This is a genomic window from Brucella sp. GW823-FHT04E01, from assembly GCF_058796175.1.
Genome location: NZ_JBXAIK010000001.1, coordinates 988,035 through 1,009,530, shown reverse-complemented (window position 1 = coordinate 1,009,530; position 21,496 = coordinate 988,035). Strand labels below are relative to the sequence as shown.

Here is a 21,496-nt window from a genome sequence, read left to right as displayed (position 1 = left end):
AGCCCGGTCAGTTTCCCTGATCGGGCTTCGCGATCATGCATCTGCGCGGTAGCGAAAGTGACCGGTAATGGGAAACTCAAACAGCCGGTCTTCAATCCGGGTTCCCGCACCAATATTGTGAACAACCAACAGACGTGTGCCCTCGGCATTATAGCGCTGTGTAACGATGGCTATATGCGGCAGGTTTCCCGGAAGCATCTGCGCGACGAGATCGCCGGGACGATAATCCTCAGCAACTTTTGTAACCGGTAAGGCCGCTTTGCTCCTGTTGAAAAATACGGCAAGGTTCGGCACGCGACGGTGGTCGATATTCGGGTCGGGGCGCTTCAGGCCCCAGTTTCTCGGATATTGCCTGAAAGCTTTCCGCATATCGTTGTGGACCAAGGCCTGCAGGTCCGCATTCAACCCCTGCCGATAGGCGCGGATGATGACATCGGTGCAGACGCCTCGATCGAGAGGAACGTCCCCGCCGGGATATTTCAGCTGCGTATAGGCGGGGTCATAGTGAACCGTCGTTCCCACCTGGCTTTCCGCTGCCGCAATCAGCTTTTGTGCCCACGGCTCAGCCTCCACCGAAGGGAGCGCCGCAGAAGTCTTTTCAACGAACAGATTTGTCGAAAAGACTGCCGATACTCCGCCGAGGACAATAGAACGACGTGAAAGCATACTGAAATTCTCTTCCTCCTGTATGAACAGGATAAAACCGCTGAAGATCGATTACGATTGTTGGTCCGGTGTTGGTATGGTCTATTAGCAACTCTAGATTTAAATAAGGAAATCGTATGATTCTAAGAAGTGCTAAAGGTTCTTCTGTCCTGATGGCCGTAATTGGTGCGGCTCTTGTGGCAGGCGGGTTTTATTACCAAGCCAGTGGTTCGTCTGTTTCCAGCGCGGATCAACAGCGCTGCGAACAAATCATCCAGAATATTTATGGTGATAATGCCGATGCCAAATCGTCGTTGCTGCCGAAATGCAACGAGCCCGGCATGGTCGCGATGATGGATGCCAGGGCTGGTGGCTCTGGCGCGTCGGAAGCTGCCGCAGCCATTGCCTCTGCCAATCAGACCGACATAACGTCGAATGCATTGGGTTATGGGGTGATGGGCGTCGGTGTTGCGCTGGTGATTTCGGGTCTTTTCGGTATGGCTCGTGCCAAACGAAACGGTCAGGTCTGAGGATCTGCAAGCAGTCTGCTTGTGTAGATGAAACGGGGAATCAGTCCATTGGACTGTTTCCCCCCGCGACCTGCGGCTTCTGTTCAGGAATTAGAGTGCGTTTCGATCTGATTGAATCAGATCGGCGCTCTAATCATTTGTTTTTACGCGCATCTTTTCCGAAAACCGTTTCACACTTTTCGGGATGCGCTCTAATCCGCTATCGAAACCACACCGCAATCCCCGGCCTCGGAGCCGAAGACGAGGCGTTGGCCCTGTTCATCCCAGCCCATGCTGGTGATTGCGCCCTTGCCGGGGCGGCGCAGCAGAACTTCCTTGCTGTCGGCGAAACGAGCAACCAGGATCATGCCGTCATTATAGCCGATGGCTGCAATGTCCTCGACCGGATGGCAGGCAACGGATGTCACCATGCTATCGCCACGAAGACCGAGTTCCAGAGGAGCCTTGCCCATCGGGCCGTCCTTGCCCGCAAAAGGCCAGACGATTGCTGCCGGGGCGCCGGAGGTGGCCAGCCACTTGGCCTTGGCGCTCCACGACCAGTCTTTCACCTTGGCCGGATAGCCGGTCATGCGCATGTGCTTTGTATCTTCGAGACGCCAGCCATGCAGGGCATTTTCCTGCATCGAGGTGATGAGGAAGCGACCATCGGGTGAAAAGATTGCGCCGATATGTGCGCCTTTCCATTCCAGTTCGACAGGCTTCGCCGCCGTTCCGGTCCAGATCAGGGTTGCACCATTATAGCGGGCAATCGCCAGCCGCTGGCCCTTTGGCGCAAAGGCAATGCCTTCGACGCTGCGTTCCTGCGCAAATTCCTGCACCTTGCCGTCAGACGTGCGCACCCAGGCGGTGCGACCCGATGCAAAACCGACAGTTCCGCCGGGGCCTGCTGCCACGGCGGTCATCCATTTGCGCGGGATCTTCGCAAGTTCAGTTACCGTCCCATCGGCGTCGGTACGGCACACGCGACCGTCTTCGCCGCCAGTGATGAGCGACTTTCCGTCAACGGAAACGGTCGCGCTCAACAGTCCGTCATGGGCTGCCGATGTCTTGCTGCCGTTGTTGAGCTGATGGATCGAGCCATCGGCCATTGCGAAGAAGGGAATGCCGCCGACAAAGCGCGCATAAAGACAATGACCTTCAAGGTCGAGCGGAGCTACTGTAGGCATCGGCTTCCGGTATTGTTCTAGAGCGTGTTTCGATCTGATTGAATCAGATCGGCGCTCTAACTGTTTGTTTTAACGCGCATCATATCCGAAAACCGTTTCACACTTTTCGGGATGCGCTCTATTGATAAAAGCATTTCCAGCAAATGCTTGGCGCAGTTCTACTGGAAATGCATAAAAATGGACAGATAGAGCATTTCCCGGTTCGAACAGAACCGGAAGCGCTTTATCGGGCCTGACTGTTTTCGAAGCCGGCCTTCAGGGCGGCGGGGTCGAGTTCACGTCCGATGAAGACGAGGCGGCTTTCACGCTTTTCGTCTTCCTTCCAGGCACGCTGGTGGTCACCTTCGATGATCATGTGCACGCCCTGCACCACATAGCGGTCCGGATCGTCCTTGAAAGCGATGATGCCCTTGAGGCGCAGAATGTTCGGTCCTTGCGTCTGGGTGATGTTCTGAATCCACGGGAAGAATTTCGCCGGGTCGATTTCACCAGCCCTGAGCGACACCGACTTCACCGTCACATCATGGATCGGTGAGGCGTGATCGTGGTGATGGTCATGATCGCAGTCGGGACCGCACACATGGTCATGGTCGTGATGGTGGTCATGATGATCGTGATCATGCGCATGATGATGATGTCCATGGTCGTGACCATGATGGTCATGATCATGGTCGCAATCCGGTCCGCATACGTGATCGGGATGATCATGGTCGAGAAAGTGCGGATCGTTGTCCAGAACGCGCTTCAGGTCGAAGGCGCCGCGATCCAGCACGCGGTCGAGCGGAATGGAGGCGCGCTCGGTGCGGTGGATGATGGCATGCGGATTGATGGCGCGAACGGTCGCCTCGATGGCCGCCAGCTCCTGCGGCGTCACGAGATCGGTCTTGTTGATGAGCACCACATCGGCAAAGGCGATCTGGTCTTCCGCCTCGCGGCTGTCCTTCAGGCGCAGCGGCAGATGCTTGGCATCGACAAGGGCGACAACGGCGTCGAGACCGGTCTTGGCGCGCACGTCATCATCCATGAAGAAGGTCTGCGCAACCGGAACCGGATCGGCAAGGCCGGTCGTTTCCACAACGATGGCGTCGAAACGACCCGGACGGCGCATCAGGCCTTCCACCACGCGGATCAGGTCGCCACGCACGGTGCAACAGATGCAGCCATTGTTCATTTCATAGATTTCTTCGTCCGACTCGACGATCAGGTCGTTGTCGATGCCGATCTCGCCGAATTCATTGACGATCACGGCGTAACGCTTGCCGTGATTTTCGGTCAGGATACGGTTGAGAAGAGTGGTCTTTCCCGAACCCAGATAACCGGTCAGAACGGTCACGGGAATGCGGCCAGCTTCAGTGGTCGTCTTGGTTTCAGACGGAGCTTCGGTTTGGGCTTCAGCCTGGCTCATGGTTATGCCTCTTGAAGTTGTGGCCTTTTGAAATCGTGGTCCGGGATGGCCAGTGCGCGGCCAGCGCGAGCGGCACAGCACCGAAACCTCGGATAGGACAATTCATATAAGGGAAGGGCAGCGTGAATGCCATATGCAATGCTATAATATTACATTCGCCTAATCACATTCACGCCAGTTGGAACACGGGCCTTGCAGTGTCTAACCTGCCTGATTGGCGAGACGTTGCAATTCGAACCGGGCGAGATCGAACCTGTCGACATCGCGCAGCAGTTCGATAAAGCCCGTCACCGCGTTGGTGATCAGCTTTTCCCCGGCTTCTGCCGTTGCGGCAGCAGCGTTGCCAGCAACCCCTTCCGGGTTGAGATCGTGCATCTTCCAGCCGAAGGCATGAGGGCCATAGGCGCGCAGGAACTTGAATTCCTCGGCGTAACGTGACTGGGCGTTGGAGAAATTGCGTGCCTTCGACATGTCCACCAGATCGGGGCGCAGCGCCAGCATCACCGATGTCTCGATGAAACCGCCATGAATATCGAGCGCTTTTTCCTCCGGCGTAATCAGGCCCTCCGGCAGGCCGAAGCGGGTCCAGCTTGTGGCGACCGCCAGCATGTCGAGCCGCGTGCGCAGTTCGGTTGCGACAATTGTCATCAATGGCGAATTTCCGCCATGCGCGTTCAGCATGACCAGTTTGCGAATGCCGCCAGCGTGAAGGTTTTCACCAATGCCGATCCACTGGTTCACGGCCTCGGCGAAGGCGAGGCTCTGGGTCCCTTCCGTATCCATGTGTTCGATGGAATAGCCGACCGGCTGTGCAGGCAGGAAATTGACGTTCAACTCGGCAGGCAGCGCATCGCTGACACGCGCGACAATGCCTTCGGCGATGATCGTATCCGTTTCAAACGGCAAATGAGGCCCATGCTGTTCGTGAGCGCCAAGGGGCAGAACGACAATCATGTCGCTGTTTTGATCGCGCAGATCGGTCATGTTTTCCTCGCTTTTTTCATTTCATGGAGCCCCAGAGCGTAACGTCCGTTAGCCATGACAGCAACCGGGCCTTGTTGTTTCATAAGTCGGACAATATTTTACGATATATGAATGGATGGGACTATCGATCAGGCGACAGCAACTGGTTTATTTTGAACAGCGTATCTTGTCCGAAAACCATTGGATGCTTTTCGGGATGCGCATCAAAGTGCCAACAAGGGCGAGGTGGCGATGAGCAAGGACAATAAGGCGGTTGTACTTTACCGGCTGCAATCCGTGGCAAGACTGTCGCGGACGGTGCTGGCCACGCGGCTTCTGGAACAGGGGCTCTATGCAGGGCAGGATGCAGTCATGCTGCAGCTGGCTGCGGAAGACGGACTGACGCCGGGCGTGCTTGCACAGCGGCTGGGTGTGCGTCCGCCGACCATCACCAAAACCATTGCGCGTCTGCAGGGGCAGGGGTTTGTGGCAAAGCGCGCCTCGGAGACCGATCAGCGCCAGTCGCATGTCTATCTGACGCAGACCGGTCTCGAGACTATCAAGGCGATCGAGAAATCCATTCGCAAGACTGAAAAGGACATGCTGAAGGGGCTCGACAAGAAAGATCGCAAGACCTTCCTCAAGATGCTGAGCCGGATGGAGAGCAATCTTGCGCTTCGCGGCGTCACGCGCATTCCCGATGAGCCTGAAACGGAAGTGCTTGAAGAGGACGACGTGGAATAGGCCTGTCGCTTATCAAGCTCTAACTATTTGTTTTGACGCGTATCTTGGCGGGAAACCGTGAAACACTTTTCAAGATGCGTGCTATCGAAAATGCTTCCAATTCAAGGTTTGCAATGGCATAACCGTTCGCAAGACGAACGGTCGCGTCTCACCTTGTCAGGTTGCGGCCGCGTCTCCGACTGCGGCACGGACCATTTTGGGGAGGCGACTTGGCCCAGAAAATAAAGCTATCGACCATCGCGGATGCGCTTGGTGTTTCGACAGCCACAGTTTCGCTCGCTTTGCGCGACAGTCCCCTCGTTGCCGACCAGACCCGCGAGAAGATCAAGGAACATGCCCGCGCCATCGGTTATATCTATAACCGTCGCGCTGCGAGCCTGCGCACCTCACGCTCCGGCATTGTCGGCGTCGTGGTGCATGACATCATGAATCCGTTCTTCGCGGAAATTCTCAAATCCATCGAAACGGAACTGGACCGGTCGCGGCAGACCTTCATCCTGTCCAACCATTACGATCAGCTCGAAAAACAGCGCACCTTCATGGATACGCTTTTGCAGCTCGGCGCGGATGGGGTCATTATGTCGCCCGCTATCGGCACGCCGCCGGAAGACATCCAGCTTGCGGAAGATAACGGCCTGCCGGTCGTGCTGATCGCGCGTAGCGTCGAGGGTGTTCATGCGCCGGTTTTCCGGGGTGACGATGCCTATGGTATCGGCCTTGCCACCAATCACCTTATTTCGCTCGGTCATACGCGCATCGCGATGATCGGCGGTACGGACCAGACCTCGACGGGCCGTGACCGTTATCGCGGCTATGTGCAGGCCATGGAAAAGGCCGGGCTCGAGGTTCGCCCCGACTGGCGCATTGCCGGGCCGCGCACGAAGCAGGGCGGCTTTGAAGTCGCGCCGCAATTTCTGGCGCTGAAAGACAAGCCGACGGCTGCGGTCTGCTGGAACGATCTGACCGCCATCGGCCTGATGAACGGCATTGCTCGCGCCGGGCTGGTGCCGGGCGAGGACATTTCCGTGACCGGCTATGACGATCTCGAGGAAGCGGCGATCGCAACGCCAGCGCTGACGACCGTCTGGAACGGACAGCGTGAAGTGGGACGCCGTGCCGCTCGCGCACTGCTGGACCAGCTCAACGGCGTCGAGGTTTCTTCGATGCAGGAACTTATCAAACCGGAACTGCATATCCGGCAATCGACATCCAAGCCGAAACACGGCTGATTTCCCCCGCTCCGGCTCCGGTTGCAGCCTTTGGGTTGACCGGTCGCCGGTCCCTCACGAACTGCGACATGCTGTCCAGAGGAATCCAGAGGAATATTGTCATGACCAAGCGCGACGCAACCGTTCTGGTGCTCGGAAACTTCAACGATTATGCCGTCGAGCGTCTGTCCGGTGAGTTTTCGGTGCGCCGCATACCACGCGGTGACGCGGCGCTGGTCGATGCCGACTGGGCAGGCGACATATATGGTATTGCCAGCATGTCCACCGTCGATGCGGCGCTGATCGATGCATTGCCCAATCTGAAAATAATCGGCAATTTTGGCGTCGGTTATGATGCGGTCGATGCAAAACATGCCGGTACGAAAAATGTCATGGTCACCAATACGCCTGACGTCCTGACCGATGAAGTAGCCGATACGGCGCTTGGCCTTCTGATTGATACGGTGCGGGAATTGTCGAAGTCGCAGGAATTCCTGCGTGCAGGCAATTGGGTGAAGGAAGGCCGCTATCCGCTGTCGAAGCTGTCCTTGCGTGGGCGCAAGGTCGGCATTTTCGGCCTTGGCCGCATCGGCAAGGCGGTCGCCCATCGTGTCGAAGCTTTCGGACTGCCGGTTTCCTATCACAATCGTCGCAAGGCTGAAGGCGTCGCCTACGATTATTATCCGACCCTGCTCGAGCTGGCCAAGGCGGTGGACACACTTATTCTGGTCGCACCGGGCGGCGCGGAAACCGCGAAGGCAGTCAATGCCGAAGTGCTGAAGGCGCTCGGTCCGGACGGTGTGCTGATCAATGTCGGGCGCGGTTCGCTGGTTGATGAAGATGCGCTGGCCGCAGCGCTGAACGATGGCACAATCGCTGCTGCAGGTCTGGATGTTTTCGCGAACGAACCGTCAGTGCCACAAGGCCTGCTTGATGCGCCCAACACGGTTTTGCTGCCGCATATCGCATCCGCATCGCAAAAGACCCGTCAGGCCATGGCGGATCTGGTGATTGATAATCTCATTGCATGGTTCGACACCGGCAAGGCGATCACGCCGGTGCCGGAAACGGTGCATGTGCAAGGCTGAAGCAGTCTGTCAGGCGAGTAGGGGAATATGTTTTGATTGCGGACGACCGCAACGAACTTTTACCCTTACTGTCCTACTGCCCGATGTTGACGCACAGCCTCTCCGAACGCCTCGAATATCTTGCGCGACGGAGCATCGGAATGCGCCCAATATTCCGGGTGCCACTGCACGCCGACGACAAATCCCTTCGCATTCCTCACGGAGACGGCTTCAACCGTACCGTCTTCGGCCACCGCCTCGACTTCAAGCTGCGGTGCAAGCTTGTCGATGGCCTGACGGTGAACGGAGTTCACGCGCACGCTTTCTTCTTTGAGGATTTCCGCAAGGCATGAGTTCGGGTTGAGCTTGATCGGGTGCTGGATGGCGAAGCGCTCGGCCTGGCTTTCGGATTCCGGGGCGCGGTGGTCCATCCGGCCTTCCATTTCCTGAATTTCGGTGGCGAGCGTGCCGCCCAGTGCGACGTTCAGCTCCTGTATGCCGCGGCAGATGGCCAGCACCGGAACACCTTTTTCGATGGCTGCGCGGATGAGTGGCAGCGATGTCGCATCGCGGGCATTGTCATAGGGCTCGAACGCGGCGCTCGGTTCGACGCCATAAAGCGCCGGATTGACGTTGGATTTGGAGCCTGTGACGAGAACGCCGTCCACCGCATCCAGAATGGCATCGAGATCCATCTTGTCGCCAAAACTTGGCACCAGAAGCGGCGTTACACCTGCGACGTCGATGGCGGCTGCCAGATATTGCTGGGGTGCTGCGTGCCAGGTGTAGTTTTCAAATGGCTTTACATCGGTCGGCACGGCAACGAGAGGGCGAGAAGTCTTGGGCATAATGTTCGTATCCACCAGTCGGATTATGCTCTTATCTGCTCTGTTCCTTACTTCTCCGCAATGGGTCGCGCAATCACGAACAGGTGTCGTCTTTCGGCTGCGCCATAGGTCTTTCGTCGTGCCTTCTGTGTATTGTGTTGATTTGAACCGATTTTTACGGTCGAAGATGGTTCAAATGCTGATCTCTATATTCTAGGAAGGTATAAAGAGGGATTGGCAGTTGAGGGGATGAATGACTGACGATCAGCTTTTCTCCGTCAGGGGCAAGGTTATTGCCGTGACGGGAGGGTCTTCGGGGTTGGGCCTGCGCATGGTTCATGTGCTGGCGGGGCACGGTGCACGCGTGATTTCGATCTCGCGCACCCATGCAGGCGAAAGCATTTGCCCATCGGGCGGCGAAGTGCTCGAAATCATGGCGGATGTAACCCATCCGGATGAAATCGTGCGTGCTTTTGATGAAGCGGAAGAACGCTTCGGACCGATAACGACGCTCTTCAACAATGCCGGTGTCGCGCATATGGCACGCGCGCTCGACACGACGCGCGATATGCTGGAGCATATATTCGAGGTCAATGTCGCAGGCGCCTTTTTCGTGGCGCAGGAAGCAGCGCGCCGCATGATCGAGCGCGGCGAGGGCGGCTCCATCGTCAATACGACCAGCATTCTGGGCGAGCGTCCGCAGAAGGGTGCCGCCGCCTATTCCATGTCCAAGGCCTGCGTGACGCAGATGACGCGGGCGCTGGCGCTGGAATGGGCCACGCACGATATTCGCGTCAACGCGATTTCCCCCGGATGGTTTCCAACGCGAATCAATGAAGACCAGCTGCAAGGTCCTGCCGGGGGCTACTTCAAAGGGCGGAACCCAATGCGGCGCCTCGGCGAGCCTGAGGATCTGGACGGGGTTGTGCTGATGCTGGCTTCCGATGCCAGTCGCTATATGACGGGTTCCGTCATTACCGTGGATGGCGGTCATCAGCTCTGACAAGGTTGGAAGTTTCTTTAGCGGTTATTTCCCGCGTCGTGACTTGTATGGCAGGTTTTTTCTCTAACGGACGGGGGTCTGGCGGTAGAATATCCACATCGACTAATCTGGATTAATTCTCGGGAATGCGGAAACTAACCTGTCCCTGTTCTCCCATTTTAGCCATTTCAGTAATATTAGGACGACTAAAACATGTATGCCGATGGTTGTGATTGCCCGTTGAGGGTTGTGCGTCTGTGGTTTTCCTTAAAAAATATCTGAATACATCTTATGGTGGTTGTCGTGACAGCTTGTGGTTTAATATCCCGAAAGATATTTTTAAGTCATTAGTGCGATATTGCCTCCCCGTATAAGGGATAAATGCATCGATATGTGGCAAAGCCGTAAACCTGAGATACCTGCAGATGTGCGGCTATCTTTTCTCAGAGCGCTGTATGGTAATCGTACCACGCTCTGGTTTGGCTTGCTCGCGCACGTTGTAGCCTGTGTCGTCATCTATGTGAAAACCGATGACTGGCGCTATCTGGTTTTTGGCGGTGTGTTCGCCATCATTGCCGTTGGTCGCATCTTCGACATGCACAAGTTCGACCAGGCAAAACAGCAGTCGCTGTCCCATGCCGATCTCGACCGCTGGGAAACACGCTATCTGATCGGTGCGTCCGCCGTCTGCCTGACGCTCGGCATGTTGTGTTTCTTCTCAAGCTATGTGCTCAGGGATTCCTTTGCCGAACTTGCCAGCCTGACTGTGCTGCTTGCTTCGGTCGTTTCCATTGTGGGCCGCAATTATGCATCGGCGAAAGCCGTTGTCCTGATGTCGGCCTGCACGCTGATTCCGGTTCTGGCCGGGCTTATTCTGGCGGGAACGCCGTTTCACGTCATCATTGGCCTGCTGCTGATCCCGTATTTCCTGTCCAACATCCAGATGGCAAACGGTCTGCGCGAGTTTCTCTTCGCTGCAGTCATGGGCAAACGTCGCCTGTCCATTGTGGCCGGGCGTTTCGATGCGGCGCTCAACAACATGCCGCAGGGCTTGCTGATGTTCGACAGCCAGCAGCGCATTGCGGTCATCAACAATAAGGCCAAGGCGATGTTGCAGATCGCCGAACACACCAAGCTGCATGGCCGCAAGCTCGATGTCCTGCTGCGCTATTGCGCGAAGAAGGGACTGTTTCCGCAAAACGACCTGAAAAGCGTGCATGTGCGCATGCAGGATCTTCTGCTGGGCAAGCGCACGCGCGATATTTTCCAGCTTTCGAACCAGCGTTATATCGAATGTATCGGCAATCAGACCCTCAATGAGGGGGCCGTCCTGATGTTCGAGGATGTGACGCAGCGCGTGGAAGCGGAAGCGCGCATTCAGCATATGGCGCGTTATGACGGCCTGACAGGCCTGCCGAACCGCAATTATTTCGAAACCCTGGTGCGATCCATGCGTTCCCACCAGCAAGCAGGCACGCAGGCTGCGCTCATCGTCATCGACATCAATCATTTCAAGCATGTCAACGATACGTTGGGGCATCATACCGGTGACGTATTGCTGCGCCTGTTTGCAGAGCGGCTGAACTCGCTCGATCCGCAGCGTTTCGTCGCGTCACGCTTCGGCGGCGACGAATTCGTGGTGTTCGTCTTCAATCTGCGCAGCGAGGCCGACGTTGCAGGCGTGATGGATCATATCATGACCGTCGTGACCGGCGTCTACGATCTCGACGGCGATCAGGTGCATATCGATATCAGCGCGGGCATCGCGATCGAGGATATCGGAAGATGCGATGTCGGCAGCATGCATATCAGCGCCGATCTGGCACTCTACGAAGCCAAAAGCATGGAAGACAAGCCCTGGTCCATCTTCATCGATGCGATGGACACCAAATATCGCGGGCGCCAGAAACTCAAAGCCGATTTGCGGCTTGCCATCGAGCATGGCGAGATCAAGGTCGTCTATCAGCCCATCGTCAGCGCGCAGTCCCTGCGCGTTGTTGCGTGTGAAGCGCTGGCGCGCTGGGAGCATCCGCAGCTTGGCTTTGTGCCGCCTGCGGAATTCATTCCGCTTGCGGAAGAAATGGGCATCATCACCGACATTACCCGCTTCATGCTGGCGCAGGCCTGTGCCGACTGTCTGTCATGGGGCGACCGCATCGGCGTTTCGGTCAATCTTTCGGCCATCGATCTGAAAAGCAATGACATCGCCCGCGACATCGCCAATGCCTTGCAGAAATCAGGCCTTCCGGCTCACCGCCTTGAGGTGGAAGTGACGGAAAGCGCCATCATCTCGGACCGCAACAAGACTTCGATGGTGTTGCAGCGGCTCAAGAATGCCGGGATCAATATCGCGCTGGATGATTTCGGCACCGGCTATTCCAGTCTCAGCTATCTCAACACCTTGCCATTGACCAAGGTGAAGGTCGACCGTTCCTTCGTGCGCGACATCACCACCGACCGGCGCTCGCTCATGCTGCTTCGCGGCGTTACCCAGCTTTCGCACGAGCTTGGGCTGGGCGTGACAGTCGAAGGTGTCGAAACAGAGGAACAGCTTGCGCTGATCCGTGTGGCGGCGGGTGCCGATCTCGTACAGGGCTATCTTCTCGGTATGCCTGTGCCTGTGGAAGCGATCAGCGCTATGACCACGAAAGCCGCAGCGCGCCGCGACGGCGGGCGAACCGTCGCCTGATTATTTCAGATTTAACTGTTTGTGTTGGACGAGCTTCTCGCGGTTTTTCAAAGTACTGCGAAGTGTTTGGCATATCTCATCTACGACGCTCAATGTCGTTGCCACTTCTCGTGTAAATCACAGGAATTTGAATATAAATATAATAATTGGGATTTTTTGAGATGCACGTATCATGCTCTTAATGTCTTAGGAGGATGTATATAAGTATTTCGTTATTTGCTTATAAAATGTCTATCAAATTCAATTTTAATATTTAAAGGGGAGGCGATGAAACGATTTTTTCGCTATGCTTTATATGGACTGATCGGGCTTGTTGTTCTTGCCGGTGTTGGTACTGCGGTCTTCTGGACGAAAATCCACGAAAGCTGGGCGGTCTATCAATATGCCCAGATGTTCAAGGGGCCGGAAATTTTTGAAAACTTCCGCAATGTTTACAGGCGCTATCCATCGGTGCGCATCCCGCATGAGGGCGAAGTCAGCCAGTTGGCGAAAGAAGAGCGGCCCTTGCCGGAGACTTTTGTCTACAAGGGTGAGACCCGCAAGATTTCCGACTGGCTGAAGCGCGGCGGCACGACCGGTTTCATTGTTCTGAAAGACGGCGTGATCGTCCACGAGGAATATGATCACGGCAATACCGAGGCCACCCAGAGCATCGCATTCTCCATGTCGAAATCTGTCGTTTCCTTCCTTGTCGGCAATGCCGTTCGGGACGGTCTGATCGATATCAACCAGCCGGTCGACCGCTATGCACCGGTGCTGGCCGAGGGCGGATACAAGGGCGTGACGGTCAAGAACGTGCTGCAGATGGCGTCTGGCATCGGATTTAACGAGAACTATGGTGATCTCAATTCCGATATCGTTCGGTATGCTGTCGAGCTTCTGACTGGCTCGATCACAAATTTCACCGCGCATCTGAAAAATGAACGCCCCCAGGGAACGCTCAGCCACTATGTGTCGGCGGATACGCAAGTGCTCGGGCTGGTTCTGGAAGGCGCGACTGGTGTTCGTTTTCAGGATTATTTGAAAGACAAACTCTGGTCAAAGCTTGGCGCGGAAGCCGATGTCTACTGGGCGGTGGATCCCACCGGTGAAGCTGCTGCCGGGGCCGGTATGAACGCCGTTCTTCGCGATTATGCACGTTTCGGCCTGCTCTATCTCAATGAGGGTCGCAACTTCAAGGGCGAGCAGCTTGTGCCGGCGCAATGGGTGCACGATTCGGTAACGCCGGATGCGCCTTATCTGATGCCCGGTCGCAAGGATGCACTGGGCAAGATTCCGTTCGGTTATGGCTATCAGTGGTGGACGCCGGTTGACTGGCAAGGCGACTATAGTGCCGTTGGCATCTATGGGCAGTTCATCTATGTCAATCCTGCCAAAGGTGTCGTCATTGCCAAGACCTCGGCATATTCCAATTACAATGTCGACGGGCAGGATATGAAGGACGAAACGATGTATGCGTTTCAGGCTATCGCCAACGCGCTTTGAAGGCCCGTTTTCAAATCAAGGCAAATTCGTGAAATGGCCCCTGATGGGGCCATTTTGCATTTTTATCGCGTTCGTCACGTGTAAAAGCACAATCCAATTGTGGCGAAGGAGTGTTTTTTGTGGGGCAATAAAAAGGCAGTGCAAAAAGTTATATCTTTACACGCTGATAAAGGCGCATATTCTGCGCACTGATTTGTGGGGTGCGGAAAATCGATTGCATGACGAATACAGCTGTTACAGGCGATAAACCGCCATTGTCCAATTTCGCGCGACAGCTGTTGCAGTTTCTCGACCGGGTGGAATATCGCCGCATCGTCCATGCGGAGGACCTCGAGGAAATCGGCCGTCTGCGTTACCGTTCCTACCGGACGCGCAATGTCATGCATGAGGCGGAAGTGCCGTCTATCGTTGATGATATCGACCGCGATAGCCATGCCTTCGTCTATGGCGTGTATGTGGACGGGCAATTGGTCAGCACGCTGCGCATCCATCACATTACGCCCGATCATCGTCGCGGCACGAGCTATGCACTGTTCCCGGATATTCTTGATCCGCTGCTCAATAGCGGTATGCATTTTGTTGATCCGACCCGTTTTGCCGCCGATCCCGAGCTATTGAGCGAATACCCGGCCATTCCCTATATCACGCTGCGCATTGCGGCGATGGCATCCGAATTTTTCGCGGCAGATCAATGTCTTGCCTCGGTGAAACCGGAACATATGGCGTTCTATAAGCGCATATTCGGCACCTCTGTCATGGCCGATGCGCGCGAACATGAAGGCTATGGAATCAGGGTCGGGCTTGGTTCCGCACCTATCCGCAATATTCGCGATGCGGTGGCGGTGCGCTTTCCGTTTTTCAAGTCGCAGCCGCATGAACGCCATGCGATGTTTGGTGACATGCGCAGCAGTTCCGTGCCGCTGACGATTTTGCCGACGGCGAAATATACTGGCCTCGGCGTATAAGAATCTAAAAACATCGCCGGATATTAAACAATTAAATGTAGCCAGAGGGGTGGTTTCGCTTTACGAAGATTGCGGAACCGCTTCTGCGGAGAGAGGGTAGTGCGACGAAAAGCCTTGCTGTCAAAGCATCGGTTTGTTCGGTCGCGCATTGAAGATTGCAGTTATTTTCGCTTAACATGACGGTGTACGGGCGGAAATTCTGAATGGGTGGAACTAAAATGGCAGAACATCATACGACGGCTCCGGCTGAACTTGGCGCACCGATGGATTATTCCGAGCATGAGAAAACTTATGCCGGTTTCACGGGCCTGGTTAAATGGGGCACGGTGGCGCTCGTCGCCCTTATGATTGCCATGGCGTTCGGCTTTTTTGCTGGTGGTTTCTTCTCCGCGACCGTTCTTTTCATTCTAGTTTGTGTCGCTGCCTGGTTCATCCTCTAGCGCATCCTTTCGCTGCCGGATGGAGACCAACCGGTGGCGCACGATGCAGCTTTGGTGCTGAACCGGGATTAACCCGCACGATTTGATCGAATGCCTTGGCATGGGGTACCGTGCCGAGGGTTTATGCATGTCTGTAGTTCATTTTTAGAGCGCATCCCGAAAAGTGTGAAACGGTTTTCGGACCAGATGCGCGTTACAAAACAATAGTTAGAGCGCGTGTCGATCTGATTCAATCAGTTCGAAACGCGCTCTAAAAGGGCTTCTTCCCGGAAGCCCGTAATGCCGCCTGACCGGGGGAACCCCGGAAGAACGCCACGAAAGGGAAACCAGCTTGGCCCAGACGTTATTTATCCCGAAAGAGAGTGACCCCAGCGAGACCCGCGTTGCTGCGTCGGCGGAGACGGTGAAGAAGTTCATCGCGCTCGGTTTCGACGTTGTGGTGGAAAAAGGCGCTGGCGAGAAATCGCGCATTCCCGATGCCGAGTTTACGGCAGCCGGTGCCCGCATCGGCACAGTGGCGGATGCCAAAACGGCGGATGTGGTGCTCAAGGTGCGGCGTCCGACGGACGCGGAACTCAAAGGGTATAAATCGGGCGCAGCGCTCTTCGCCATGCTTGATCCCTACGGCCATGAAGACGCCGTGGCGGCACTCGCCAAGGCCGGAATTTCGGCTTTCACGATGGAGTTCATGCCGCGCATCACCCGTGCGCAGGTGATGGACGTCTTGTCGTCGCAGGCCAATCTCGCCGGTTATCAGGCGGTGATCGATGCGGCGGAAGTCTATGACCGCGCCATGCCGATGATGATGACGGCAGCGGGCACCGTGCCTGCCGCCAAGGTGTTCGTTATGGGGGCAGGCGTTGCCGGTCTTCAGGCCATTGCAACGGCGCGCCGTCTCGGTGCTGTCGTGACGGCAACCGACGTTCGCCCCGCCGCCAAGGAGCAGGTCGCTTCGCTCGGCGCGAAGTTCATCGCCGTTGAGGACGAAGAGTTCAAGGCTGCGGAAACCTCCGGCGGCTACGCCAAGGAAATGTCGAAGGAATATCAGGCGAAGCAGGCCGCACTTGTTGCCGACCATATCGCCAAGCAGGATATCGTCATCACAACGGCGCTCATTCCGGGGCGTCCGGCGCCGCGTCTGGTTTCCAAGGAAATGGTTGCTTCCATGCGTCCGGGTTCCGTGCTGGTTGATCTCGCGGTCGAGCGCGGCGGCAATGTCGAAGGCGCAGTTGCGGGTCAGATCACTGACGTGAACGGTGTCAGGATCGTCGGTCACCTCAATGTGTCGGGCCGCATCGCCGCGAGCGCATCGCAGCTTTATGCACGCAACCTGATCGCCTTCGTCGAAACGCTGGTCGACAAGGAAGCCAAGGTCCTGAAAATCGACCCGGAAGAAGAGCTGGTCAAGGCTACGCTTCTGACCCATCAGGGCAAGATCTTGCATCCGGCGTTCGCCAAGGCTGAGACAGCACCGGCTCCGGCTGTTGTTGAAAAGGCTGCCAAGCCAAAAGCCGCGCCGAAACCGAAAGCGGAAAAACCGGCAGCAAAGGCAGCGGTGCCGAAGGCGGCTGCCAAGCCTGCGAAAAACGCACCTGCAAAGGCGCCGAAGACGACGTCTTCCCCCAAGTCTCCAGTTGATGGAGGAGAGGCATAATGGCCGATACAAATCTCGACAAAGCCCTTGAGGGCCTTAATCAGGCTGTGGACGCCGTGCGTCAGGCCGCGGAAAACGCCGGTGGTCTGGGCGATGCTGCGACGGCTGCCGCGCATGCCGCATCGGGCGGCGCAATCGATCCGTTCGTGTTCCGCTTTGCGATTTTCATCCTGTCGATTTTCGTCGGCTATTACGTGGTGTGGTCGGTCACGCCTGCGCTGCACACCCCGCTGATGGCCGTTACCAACGCCATTTCATCGGTGATCGTGGTGGGCGCACTTCTGGCCGTCGGTCTTTCGCTTTCGGGCTGGGCAACCGGCTTCGGTTTCATTGCGCTCATTCTGGCGAGCGTCAACATTTTTGGCGGCTTCCTGGTCACCCAGCGCATGCTCGCCATGTACAAGAAAAAAGAAAAGTGAGGCTGAACCATTATGAGCGTTAATCTCGCAGCCTTCCTTTATCTCGTTTCCGGCGTGCTGTTCATTCTGGCACTGCGCGGCCTGTCGCATCCGACAACCAGCCGTCAGGGCAATATGTACGGCATGATCGGTATGGCGATCTCCATCGTCACCACGCTTCTGCTGGCGCGTCCAAGCTTCGGCGGTCTGGTCCTGATCGTCATCGGTATTGCCATCGGTGGCGGTATCGGTGCCGTTATTGCCCGCCGCATCGCCATGACGGCCATGCCGCAGCTTGTTGCCGCGTTCCACTCGTTGATCGGCCTTGCCGCCGTTCTGGTGGCCGCGGCCGCAATTTACTCGCCGCATTCCTTCGGTATCGGCGAAGTGGGCCAGATCCACGGTCAGGCGCTGATCGAAATGTCGCTGGGCGTGGCCATCGGCGCAATCACCTTCACAGGCTCGATCATCGCCTTCCTCAAGCTTGACGGTCGCATGTCGGGCAAGCCGATCATGCTGCCGGGACGTCATGTCATCAACGCCGCTCTGGCCGCAGCCATCGTGTTGCTGGTTGTTGTGCTGGTGAACACCGAAAGCCATTTCGTGTTCTGGCTGATCGTGCTTCTGTCGCTGGTGTTCGGCGTGCTGATCATCGTGCCAATCGGCGGCGCAGACATGCCGGTCGTGGTCTCCATGCTCAATTCCTATTCGGGCTGGGCAGCGGCAGGCATCGGCTTCACGCTCGGCAATCTGGCGCTGATCATCACCGGCGCGCTGGTCGGCTCTTCGGGCGCGATCCTGTCCTACATCATGTGTAAGGGCATGAACCGTTCGTTCATCTCGGTCATTCTCGGCGGCTTTGGCGGCGATACGTCCGGCGGTCCGGCTGGCGAGGTCGAACAGCGCCCGGTCAAGCAGGGTTCTGCCGACGATGCGGCCTTCATCATGAAGAACGCTTCCAAGGTCATCATCGTGCCGGGCTATGGCATGGCTGTGGCGCAGGCGCAGCACGCGCTGCGCGAAATGGCTGACAAGCTGAAGGCCGAAGGCGTGGAAGTCAAATATGCCATCCATCCGGTGGCCGGTCGTATGCCGGGCCATATGAACGTGCTTCTGGCCGAGGCCAACGTGCCTTACGATGAAGTGTTCGAGCTGGAAGACATCAATTCGGAATTCGCGCAGGCCGATGTGGCTTTCGTGATCGGCGCGAACGACGTCACCAATCCGGCTGCGAAGACCGATCCGAAGTCACCGATCTTCGGCATGCCGATCCTCGATGTCGACAAGGCTGGCACGGTTCTGTTCATCAAGCGCGGCATGGGCTCTGGCTATGCGGGCGTGGAAAACGAACTGTTCTTCCGCGACAACACCATGATGCTCTTCGCCGATGCGAAGAAGATGGTGGAGAGTATTGTGAAGGCCCTCGATCACTAGGCCTTCGATATTCGGGTTCTGGCGGCCTGCAAATGGCGCGGTTCTGCGCTTCCGGTGCTCATGTACGTTAAGTACCCTCCGCTCCGGTTCTCGAACCTCACCATTTTCGGCACGCCATTTCCCCGAATCTCATAAGGCCGGGGTGCCCGGTTGGAAAACAAAAAGGCGGCTTCGAGCCGCCTTTTTGTTTGAGTTTTCGATCGGGCTTCAGCCGTAGATCATCTTGTCCTGCAACGCGCGCAGTTCGGCGATCTTGGAGCCCGGCTGCGGTGCCGCATTGGCATAGGTGATGAGTTCGCCCTTCCTGATCGGGGCGATGACCGTGCCGTTCTGGAGCAGGCCGCAGGGGATGGCCTTAGCCGCACGCGCTTCAGGCGTCGTCATGATCCACGAGCGGTAGCAATATTGCCCGATGGCATCCAGATGATCGCCCGGACGCAAATCCTTCTTGGCGACGGCGCAGACTTCCGCCACAGGCTTTGGCAGCGGCACCATATCGGTCTTGCCGTGCAGCACGACGCGCGCCACGGTGAGCGGTACTTCCAGCGAGGTGAGGTGGAAAGGCCGATGGAAGGTGAAGTAGGGGCCTTTGCCCATCTTCAGGTCTTCCAGGCGCTCGACCAGGCGGGGATGCTCCATCTTGGCAATCACGAAAACGCCCGGCGATACGCCGCGCCCGATGGAATAATCGACCACGCCCGATTTGTTGAGCACGCCGCCGTCTTCCTTCGGAATCAAAGTGCGGTTCAGCTCGTCAATGGCTGCCTTGGGGCCATGCATGCCCGCAATGTCGGGCACAAGCCCGGTGGCGTTGGCGATGGCCGCCATTTCAACCATCGTTTTGGAACCATCGACGAATTCCACCAGCAGGCGGACATTCATATTCCGGCGGTCGGCTTCTTCCTGATAATCGTCTGGGATCGCGTCGAAATTGAGCGGATTGTTCTTGCCCTTGCCAGCGGCCACGACCTTGTGCCCCATGGCGGAAACGAACTCGATCAGTTCCATGCAGGATGACGGCTCGTCGCCCGCGCCAAGGGAATAGATCACGCCCTGCCTGTCGGCCTCGGCCTTGAGGTAGGGCCCGATTGTGACATCCGCCTCGACGTTCATCATGACGAGATGCTTGCCATTCTGGATGGCCTTGATGCCGGTCTCGGCACCCACTTCCGGAATGCCGGTCGCATCGATGATGACATCGAGCAGCGGATTGGAAAGGATCAGGTCATTGTCATCGGTGACGGCGATCTTGCCGTTTTCGATGGCGCTGGTCATTGCGGATTCTGTGCGGGCTTCTCGCGCGTTTTCCTCGTCGCCATAGGCGGTGCGGACAGCTTTGAAAGTGTTGGGCAGTCTGCGGGCAGAAAGAGCGCCGACTTCGATGCCCTGCATCCGCGCCACCTGCGTGACGATGTCGGTGCCCATTTCGCCAGCGCCAATCAGACCGATGCGGATCGGCTTGCCGGTTTCCGCTCGCGCTGCGAGATCGCGCGCCAGTCCTACCAGTGCCACATTTGTCGTCATGAAACTCTCCGCAAAACTTCAAGGCCGCTTCTTCGCGGTAATTTTGTCACGCTTATGTTGTTATAGATGCGTATTGGATGAACAGTCTCTATATCAACACTGACAGACGCGCATCCCCAAACTGCGCGACAAAATATGCATCCCTTTAGTGGGCCACTGGAGCCAAAATGAGCAGCGTATCCCCTTTCGATCTCGTGATCTTCGACTGTGACGGCGTTCTTGTCGATAGCGAGCCGCTTTCCTGTCTGGCTTTCGAGCAGGTCTATGCCAATCACGGCATGAAGCTGCCGGAAGGAACGGTCGCCAAGGGCATCGGCATGAAGCAGGCCGATATCATGAAGATGATCGAGGACATGACCGGGCACCGTCTGCCGGAGGAGGCCACGAGCCAATTCTGGCCCGAGACGAAAATCCTGTTCGCGGAGGCTCTGCAGCCAACCATCGGCATTGCCAATTTCCTGCGCGATCTGCCGCAAAAGCGTTGCGTGGCATCGTCGTCGCAGCCGGAGCGTATCGCATTCAGCCTGGAAAAGACCGGCATCAGCCATTATTTCGGCGATGCCGTTTACTCGTCCAGCATGGTCAAGCGCGGCAAGCCGGCGCCAGACCTGTTCCTGTTTGCAGCCGACAAGATGGGCATCGATCCGGCGCGTTGCGTGGTGATCGAGGATTCTCCCTTCGGTGTCGAAGGCGCTATCGCGGCAGGCATGACGGCATTCGGCTATACGGGCGGCGGACATACTTATACCGGACACGCCGAAAAATTGACAGGCAGGGGCGCGCATCGGGTTTTCTCGCACTGGGATGATATAGCACGGGAAATTCTGGTTGCCGCCTGAGTTTTATGGGTTAAACACAAGGCAAATCACATCAGCAGGAATAGCCAGCGAATGAAAGACGCAATCACGCTCGACCAGTTGCGCGAGGCAATCGGCACGGAAGTCGGATGTTCCGAGTGGCGCGAAGTCACGCAGGAAATGATCAACCAGTTCGCAGATGCGACCGACGATCATCAGTTCATCCATGTCGACCCGGAACGCGCCGCCAAGGAAACGCCGTTTGGCGGCACCATCGCGCATGGCTTCCTGACGCTGTCGCTACTCTCTACGCTGGCTTACGAAGCGCTTCCGATGCTGGAAGGTGCTACGATGGGCATCAATTACGGCTTCGACAAGCTGCGCTTCATGTCGCCAGTCAAGACCGGCGCCCGCGTGCGCGCCCGCTTCAAGCTGGCGGATGCGGATATCCGCCCGTCAGGTCGCGTGGTCAATCATTATGATGTGACGCTGGAAATCGAAAACTCGCTGAAGCCTGCGCTGACGGCCACCTGGCTGACGATTGCCGTCGTGGAGCCGCCGGAGGCTTAAGCA

At 56.8% G+C, this 21,496-nt stretch carries 20 protein-coding genes; 14 read left to right on the top strand and 6 right to left on the bottom strand.

Annotated features, from left to right (window positions below; translation table 11 throughout):
* Positions 1–33: 33 nt before the first annotated feature.
* Positions 34–666: a DUF1287 domain-containing protein gene (locus tag AC1RHM_RS04970; RefSeq protein ID WP_010659438.1), complete on the bottom strand. Its 633-nt coding sequence runs from the start codon at positions 664–666 to the stop codon at positions 34–36.
* A gap of 116 nt (positions 667–782) precedes the next feature.
* Here AC1RHM_RS04970 and AC1RHM_RS04965 point away from each other — a divergent pair, with 116 nt between their 5' ends.
* A complete protein-coding gene (locus tag AC1RHM_RS04965) occupies positions 783–1,175 on the top strand; it encodes a hypothetical protein (RefSeq protein WP_050897434.1) in 393 nt (130 codons plus the stop codon).
* Positions 1,176–1,366: 191 nt separating this feature from the next.
* On the opposite strand, the gene AC1RHM_RS04960 is transcribed toward AC1RHM_RS04965, so the two are convergent.
* From AC1RHM_RS04960 to AC1RHM_RS04950, 3 genes are all read right to left on the bottom strand, one after another.
* The gene (locus AC1RHM_RS04960) at positions 1,367–2,341 is read right to left on the bottom strand and encodes a WD40 repeat domain-containing protein (protein ID WP_010659440.1); all 975 of its coding nucleotides are present in this window, start codon (positions 2,339–2,341) and stop codon (positions 1,367–1,369) included.
* A 223-nt stretch (positions 2,342–2,564) separates the two neighbouring features.
* Positions 2,565–3,746: a CobW family GTP-binding protein gene (locus AC1RHM_RS04955; protein ID WP_010659441.1), complete on the bottom strand. Its 1,182-nt coding sequence runs from the start codon at positions 3,744–3,746 to the stop codon at positions 2,565–2,567.
* Between the two features lie 201 nt (positions 3,747–3,947).
* The gene (locus AC1RHM_RS04950; RefSeq protein WP_010659442.1) at positions 3,948–4,730 is read right to left on the bottom strand and encodes a creatininase family protein; all 783 of its coding nucleotides are present in this window, start codon (positions 4,728–4,730) and stop codon (positions 3,948–3,950) included.
* Between the two features lie 231 nt (positions 4,731–4,961).
* Here AC1RHM_RS04950 and AC1RHM_RS04945 point away from each other — a divergent pair, with 231 nt between their 5' ends.
* The 3 genes from AC1RHM_RS04945 (at position 4,962) to AC1RHM_RS04935 (ending at position 7,749) form a co-directional block, all read left to right on the top strand.
* Complete coding sequence (locus AC1RHM_RS04945) at positions 4,962–5,453, top strand: MarR family winged helix-turn-helix transcriptional regulator (RefSeq protein ID WP_012091455.1); 492 nt, start codon at positions 4,962–4,964, stop codon at positions 5,451–5,453.
* 209 nt (positions 5,454–5,662) lie between these two features.
* Positions 5,663–6,682: a LacI family DNA-binding transcriptional regulator gene (locus AC1RHM_RS04940; RefSeq protein ID WP_006471199.1), complete on the top strand. Its 1,020-nt coding sequence runs from the start codon at positions 5,663–5,665 to the stop codon at positions 6,680–6,682.
* Between the two features lie 101 nt (positions 6,683–6,783).
* Positions 6,784–7,749, top strand: a complete 966-nt coding sequence (locus tag AC1RHM_RS04935) for a 2-hydroxyacid dehydrogenase (protein ID WP_010659444.1) — start codon at positions 6,784–6,786, stop codon at positions 7,747–7,749.
* 65 nt (positions 7,750–7,814) lie between these two features.
* Here the strand turns inward: AC1RHM_RS04935 and AC1RHM_RS04930 are convergent, their stop codons facing one another.
* On the bottom strand, positions 7,815–8,576 hold the full coding sequence (locus AC1RHM_RS04930) for a gamma-glutamyl-gamma-aminobutyrate hydrolase family protein (protein WP_010659445.1): 762 nt from the start codon (positions 8,574–8,576) through the stop codon (positions 7,815–7,817).
* Positions 8,577–8,808: 232 nt separating this feature from the next.
* Here AC1RHM_RS04930 and AC1RHM_RS04925 point away from each other — a divergent pair, with 232 nt between their 5' ends.
* From AC1RHM_RS04925 to AC1RHM_RS04890, 8 genes are all read left to right on the top strand, one after another.
* Positions 8,809–9,558, top strand: a complete 750-nt coding sequence (locus tag AC1RHM_RS04925; RefSeq protein WP_010659446.1) for an SDR family NAD(P)-dependent oxidoreductase — start codon at positions 8,809–8,811, stop codon at positions 9,556–9,558.
* A gap of 370 nt (positions 9,559–9,928) precedes the next feature.
* Positions 9,929–12,226: a putative bifunctional diguanylate cyclase/phosphodiesterase gene (locus tag AC1RHM_RS04920; RefSeq protein ID WP_010659447.1), complete on the top strand. Its 2,298-nt coding sequence runs from the start codon at positions 9,929–9,931 to the stop codon at positions 12,224–12,226.
* A 267-nt stretch (positions 12,227–12,493) separates the two neighbouring features.
* Positions 12,494–13,711, top strand: a complete 1,218-nt coding sequence (locus tag AC1RHM_RS04915) for a serine hydrolase domain-containing protein (protein ID WP_010659448.1) — start codon at positions 12,494–12,496, stop codon at positions 13,709–13,711.
* A gap of 218 nt (positions 13,712–13,929) precedes the next feature.
* Positions 13,930–14,676: an N-acyl amino acid synthase FeeM domain-containing protein gene (locus AC1RHM_RS04910; protein WP_010659449.1), complete on the top strand. Its 747-nt coding sequence runs from the start codon at positions 13,930–13,932 to the stop codon at positions 14,674–14,676.
* 218 nt (positions 14,677–14,894) lie between these two features.
* Positions 14,895–15,116, top strand: coding sequence for an aa3-type cytochrome c oxidase subunit IV (locus AC1RHM_RS04905; protein WP_010659450.1), 222 nt, complete (start codon positions 14,895–14,897; stop codon positions 15,114–15,116).
* A 331-nt stretch (positions 15,117–15,447) separates the two neighbouring features.
* A complete protein-coding gene (locus AC1RHM_RS04900; protein WP_151576227.1) occupies positions 15,448–16,770 on the top strand; it encodes a Re/Si-specific NAD(P)(+) transhydrogenase subunit alpha in 1,323 nt (440 codons plus the stop codon).
* The gene (locus tag AC1RHM_RS04895) at positions 16,770–17,189 is read left to right on the top strand and encodes a proton-translocating transhydrogenase family protein (RefSeq protein ID WP_010659452.1); all 420 of its coding nucleotides are present in this window, start codon (positions 16,770–16,772) and stop codon (positions 17,187–17,189) included. The genes AC1RHM_RS04900 and AC1RHM_RS04895 overlap by 1 nt, the downstream gene beginning before the upstream one ends.
* 12 nt (positions 17,190–17,201) lie before the next feature.
* Positions 17,202–18,602, top strand: coding sequence for an NAD(P)(+) transhydrogenase (Re/Si-specific) subunit beta (locus AC1RHM_RS04890; RefSeq protein ID WP_010659453.1), 1,401 nt, complete (start codon positions 17,202–17,204; stop codon positions 18,600–18,602).
* A gap of 207 nt (positions 18,603–18,809) precedes the next feature.
* On the opposite strand, the gene AC1RHM_RS04885 is transcribed toward AC1RHM_RS04890, so the two are convergent.
* On the bottom strand, positions 18,810–20,126 hold the full coding sequence (locus AC1RHM_RS04885; protein ID WP_010659454.1) for a 1-deoxy-D-ribulose 5-phosphate reductoisomerase: 1,317 nt from the start codon (positions 20,124–20,126) through the stop codon (positions 18,810–18,812).
* Positions 20,127–20,293: 167 nt separating this feature from the next.
* Between AC1RHM_RS04885 and AC1RHM_RS04880 the strand changes: the two genes are divergently transcribed.
* Together AC1RHM_RS04880 and AC1RHM_RS04875 are read left to right on the top strand one after the other, a co-directional pair.
* Positions 20,294–20,965: an HAD family hydrolase gene (locus tag AC1RHM_RS04880; protein WP_012091465.1), complete on the top strand. Its 672-nt coding sequence runs from the start codon at positions 20,294–20,296 to the stop codon at positions 20,963–20,965.
* A gap of 51 nt (positions 20,966–21,016) precedes the next feature.
* Positions 21,017–21,493 (top strand): MaoC family dehydratase, encoded by a 477-nt coding sequence (locus AC1RHM_RS04875; protein WP_010659456.1) that lies wholly within the window; start codon positions 21,017–21,019, stop codon positions 21,491–21,493.
* Positions 21,494–21,496 lie beyond the last annotated feature (3 nt).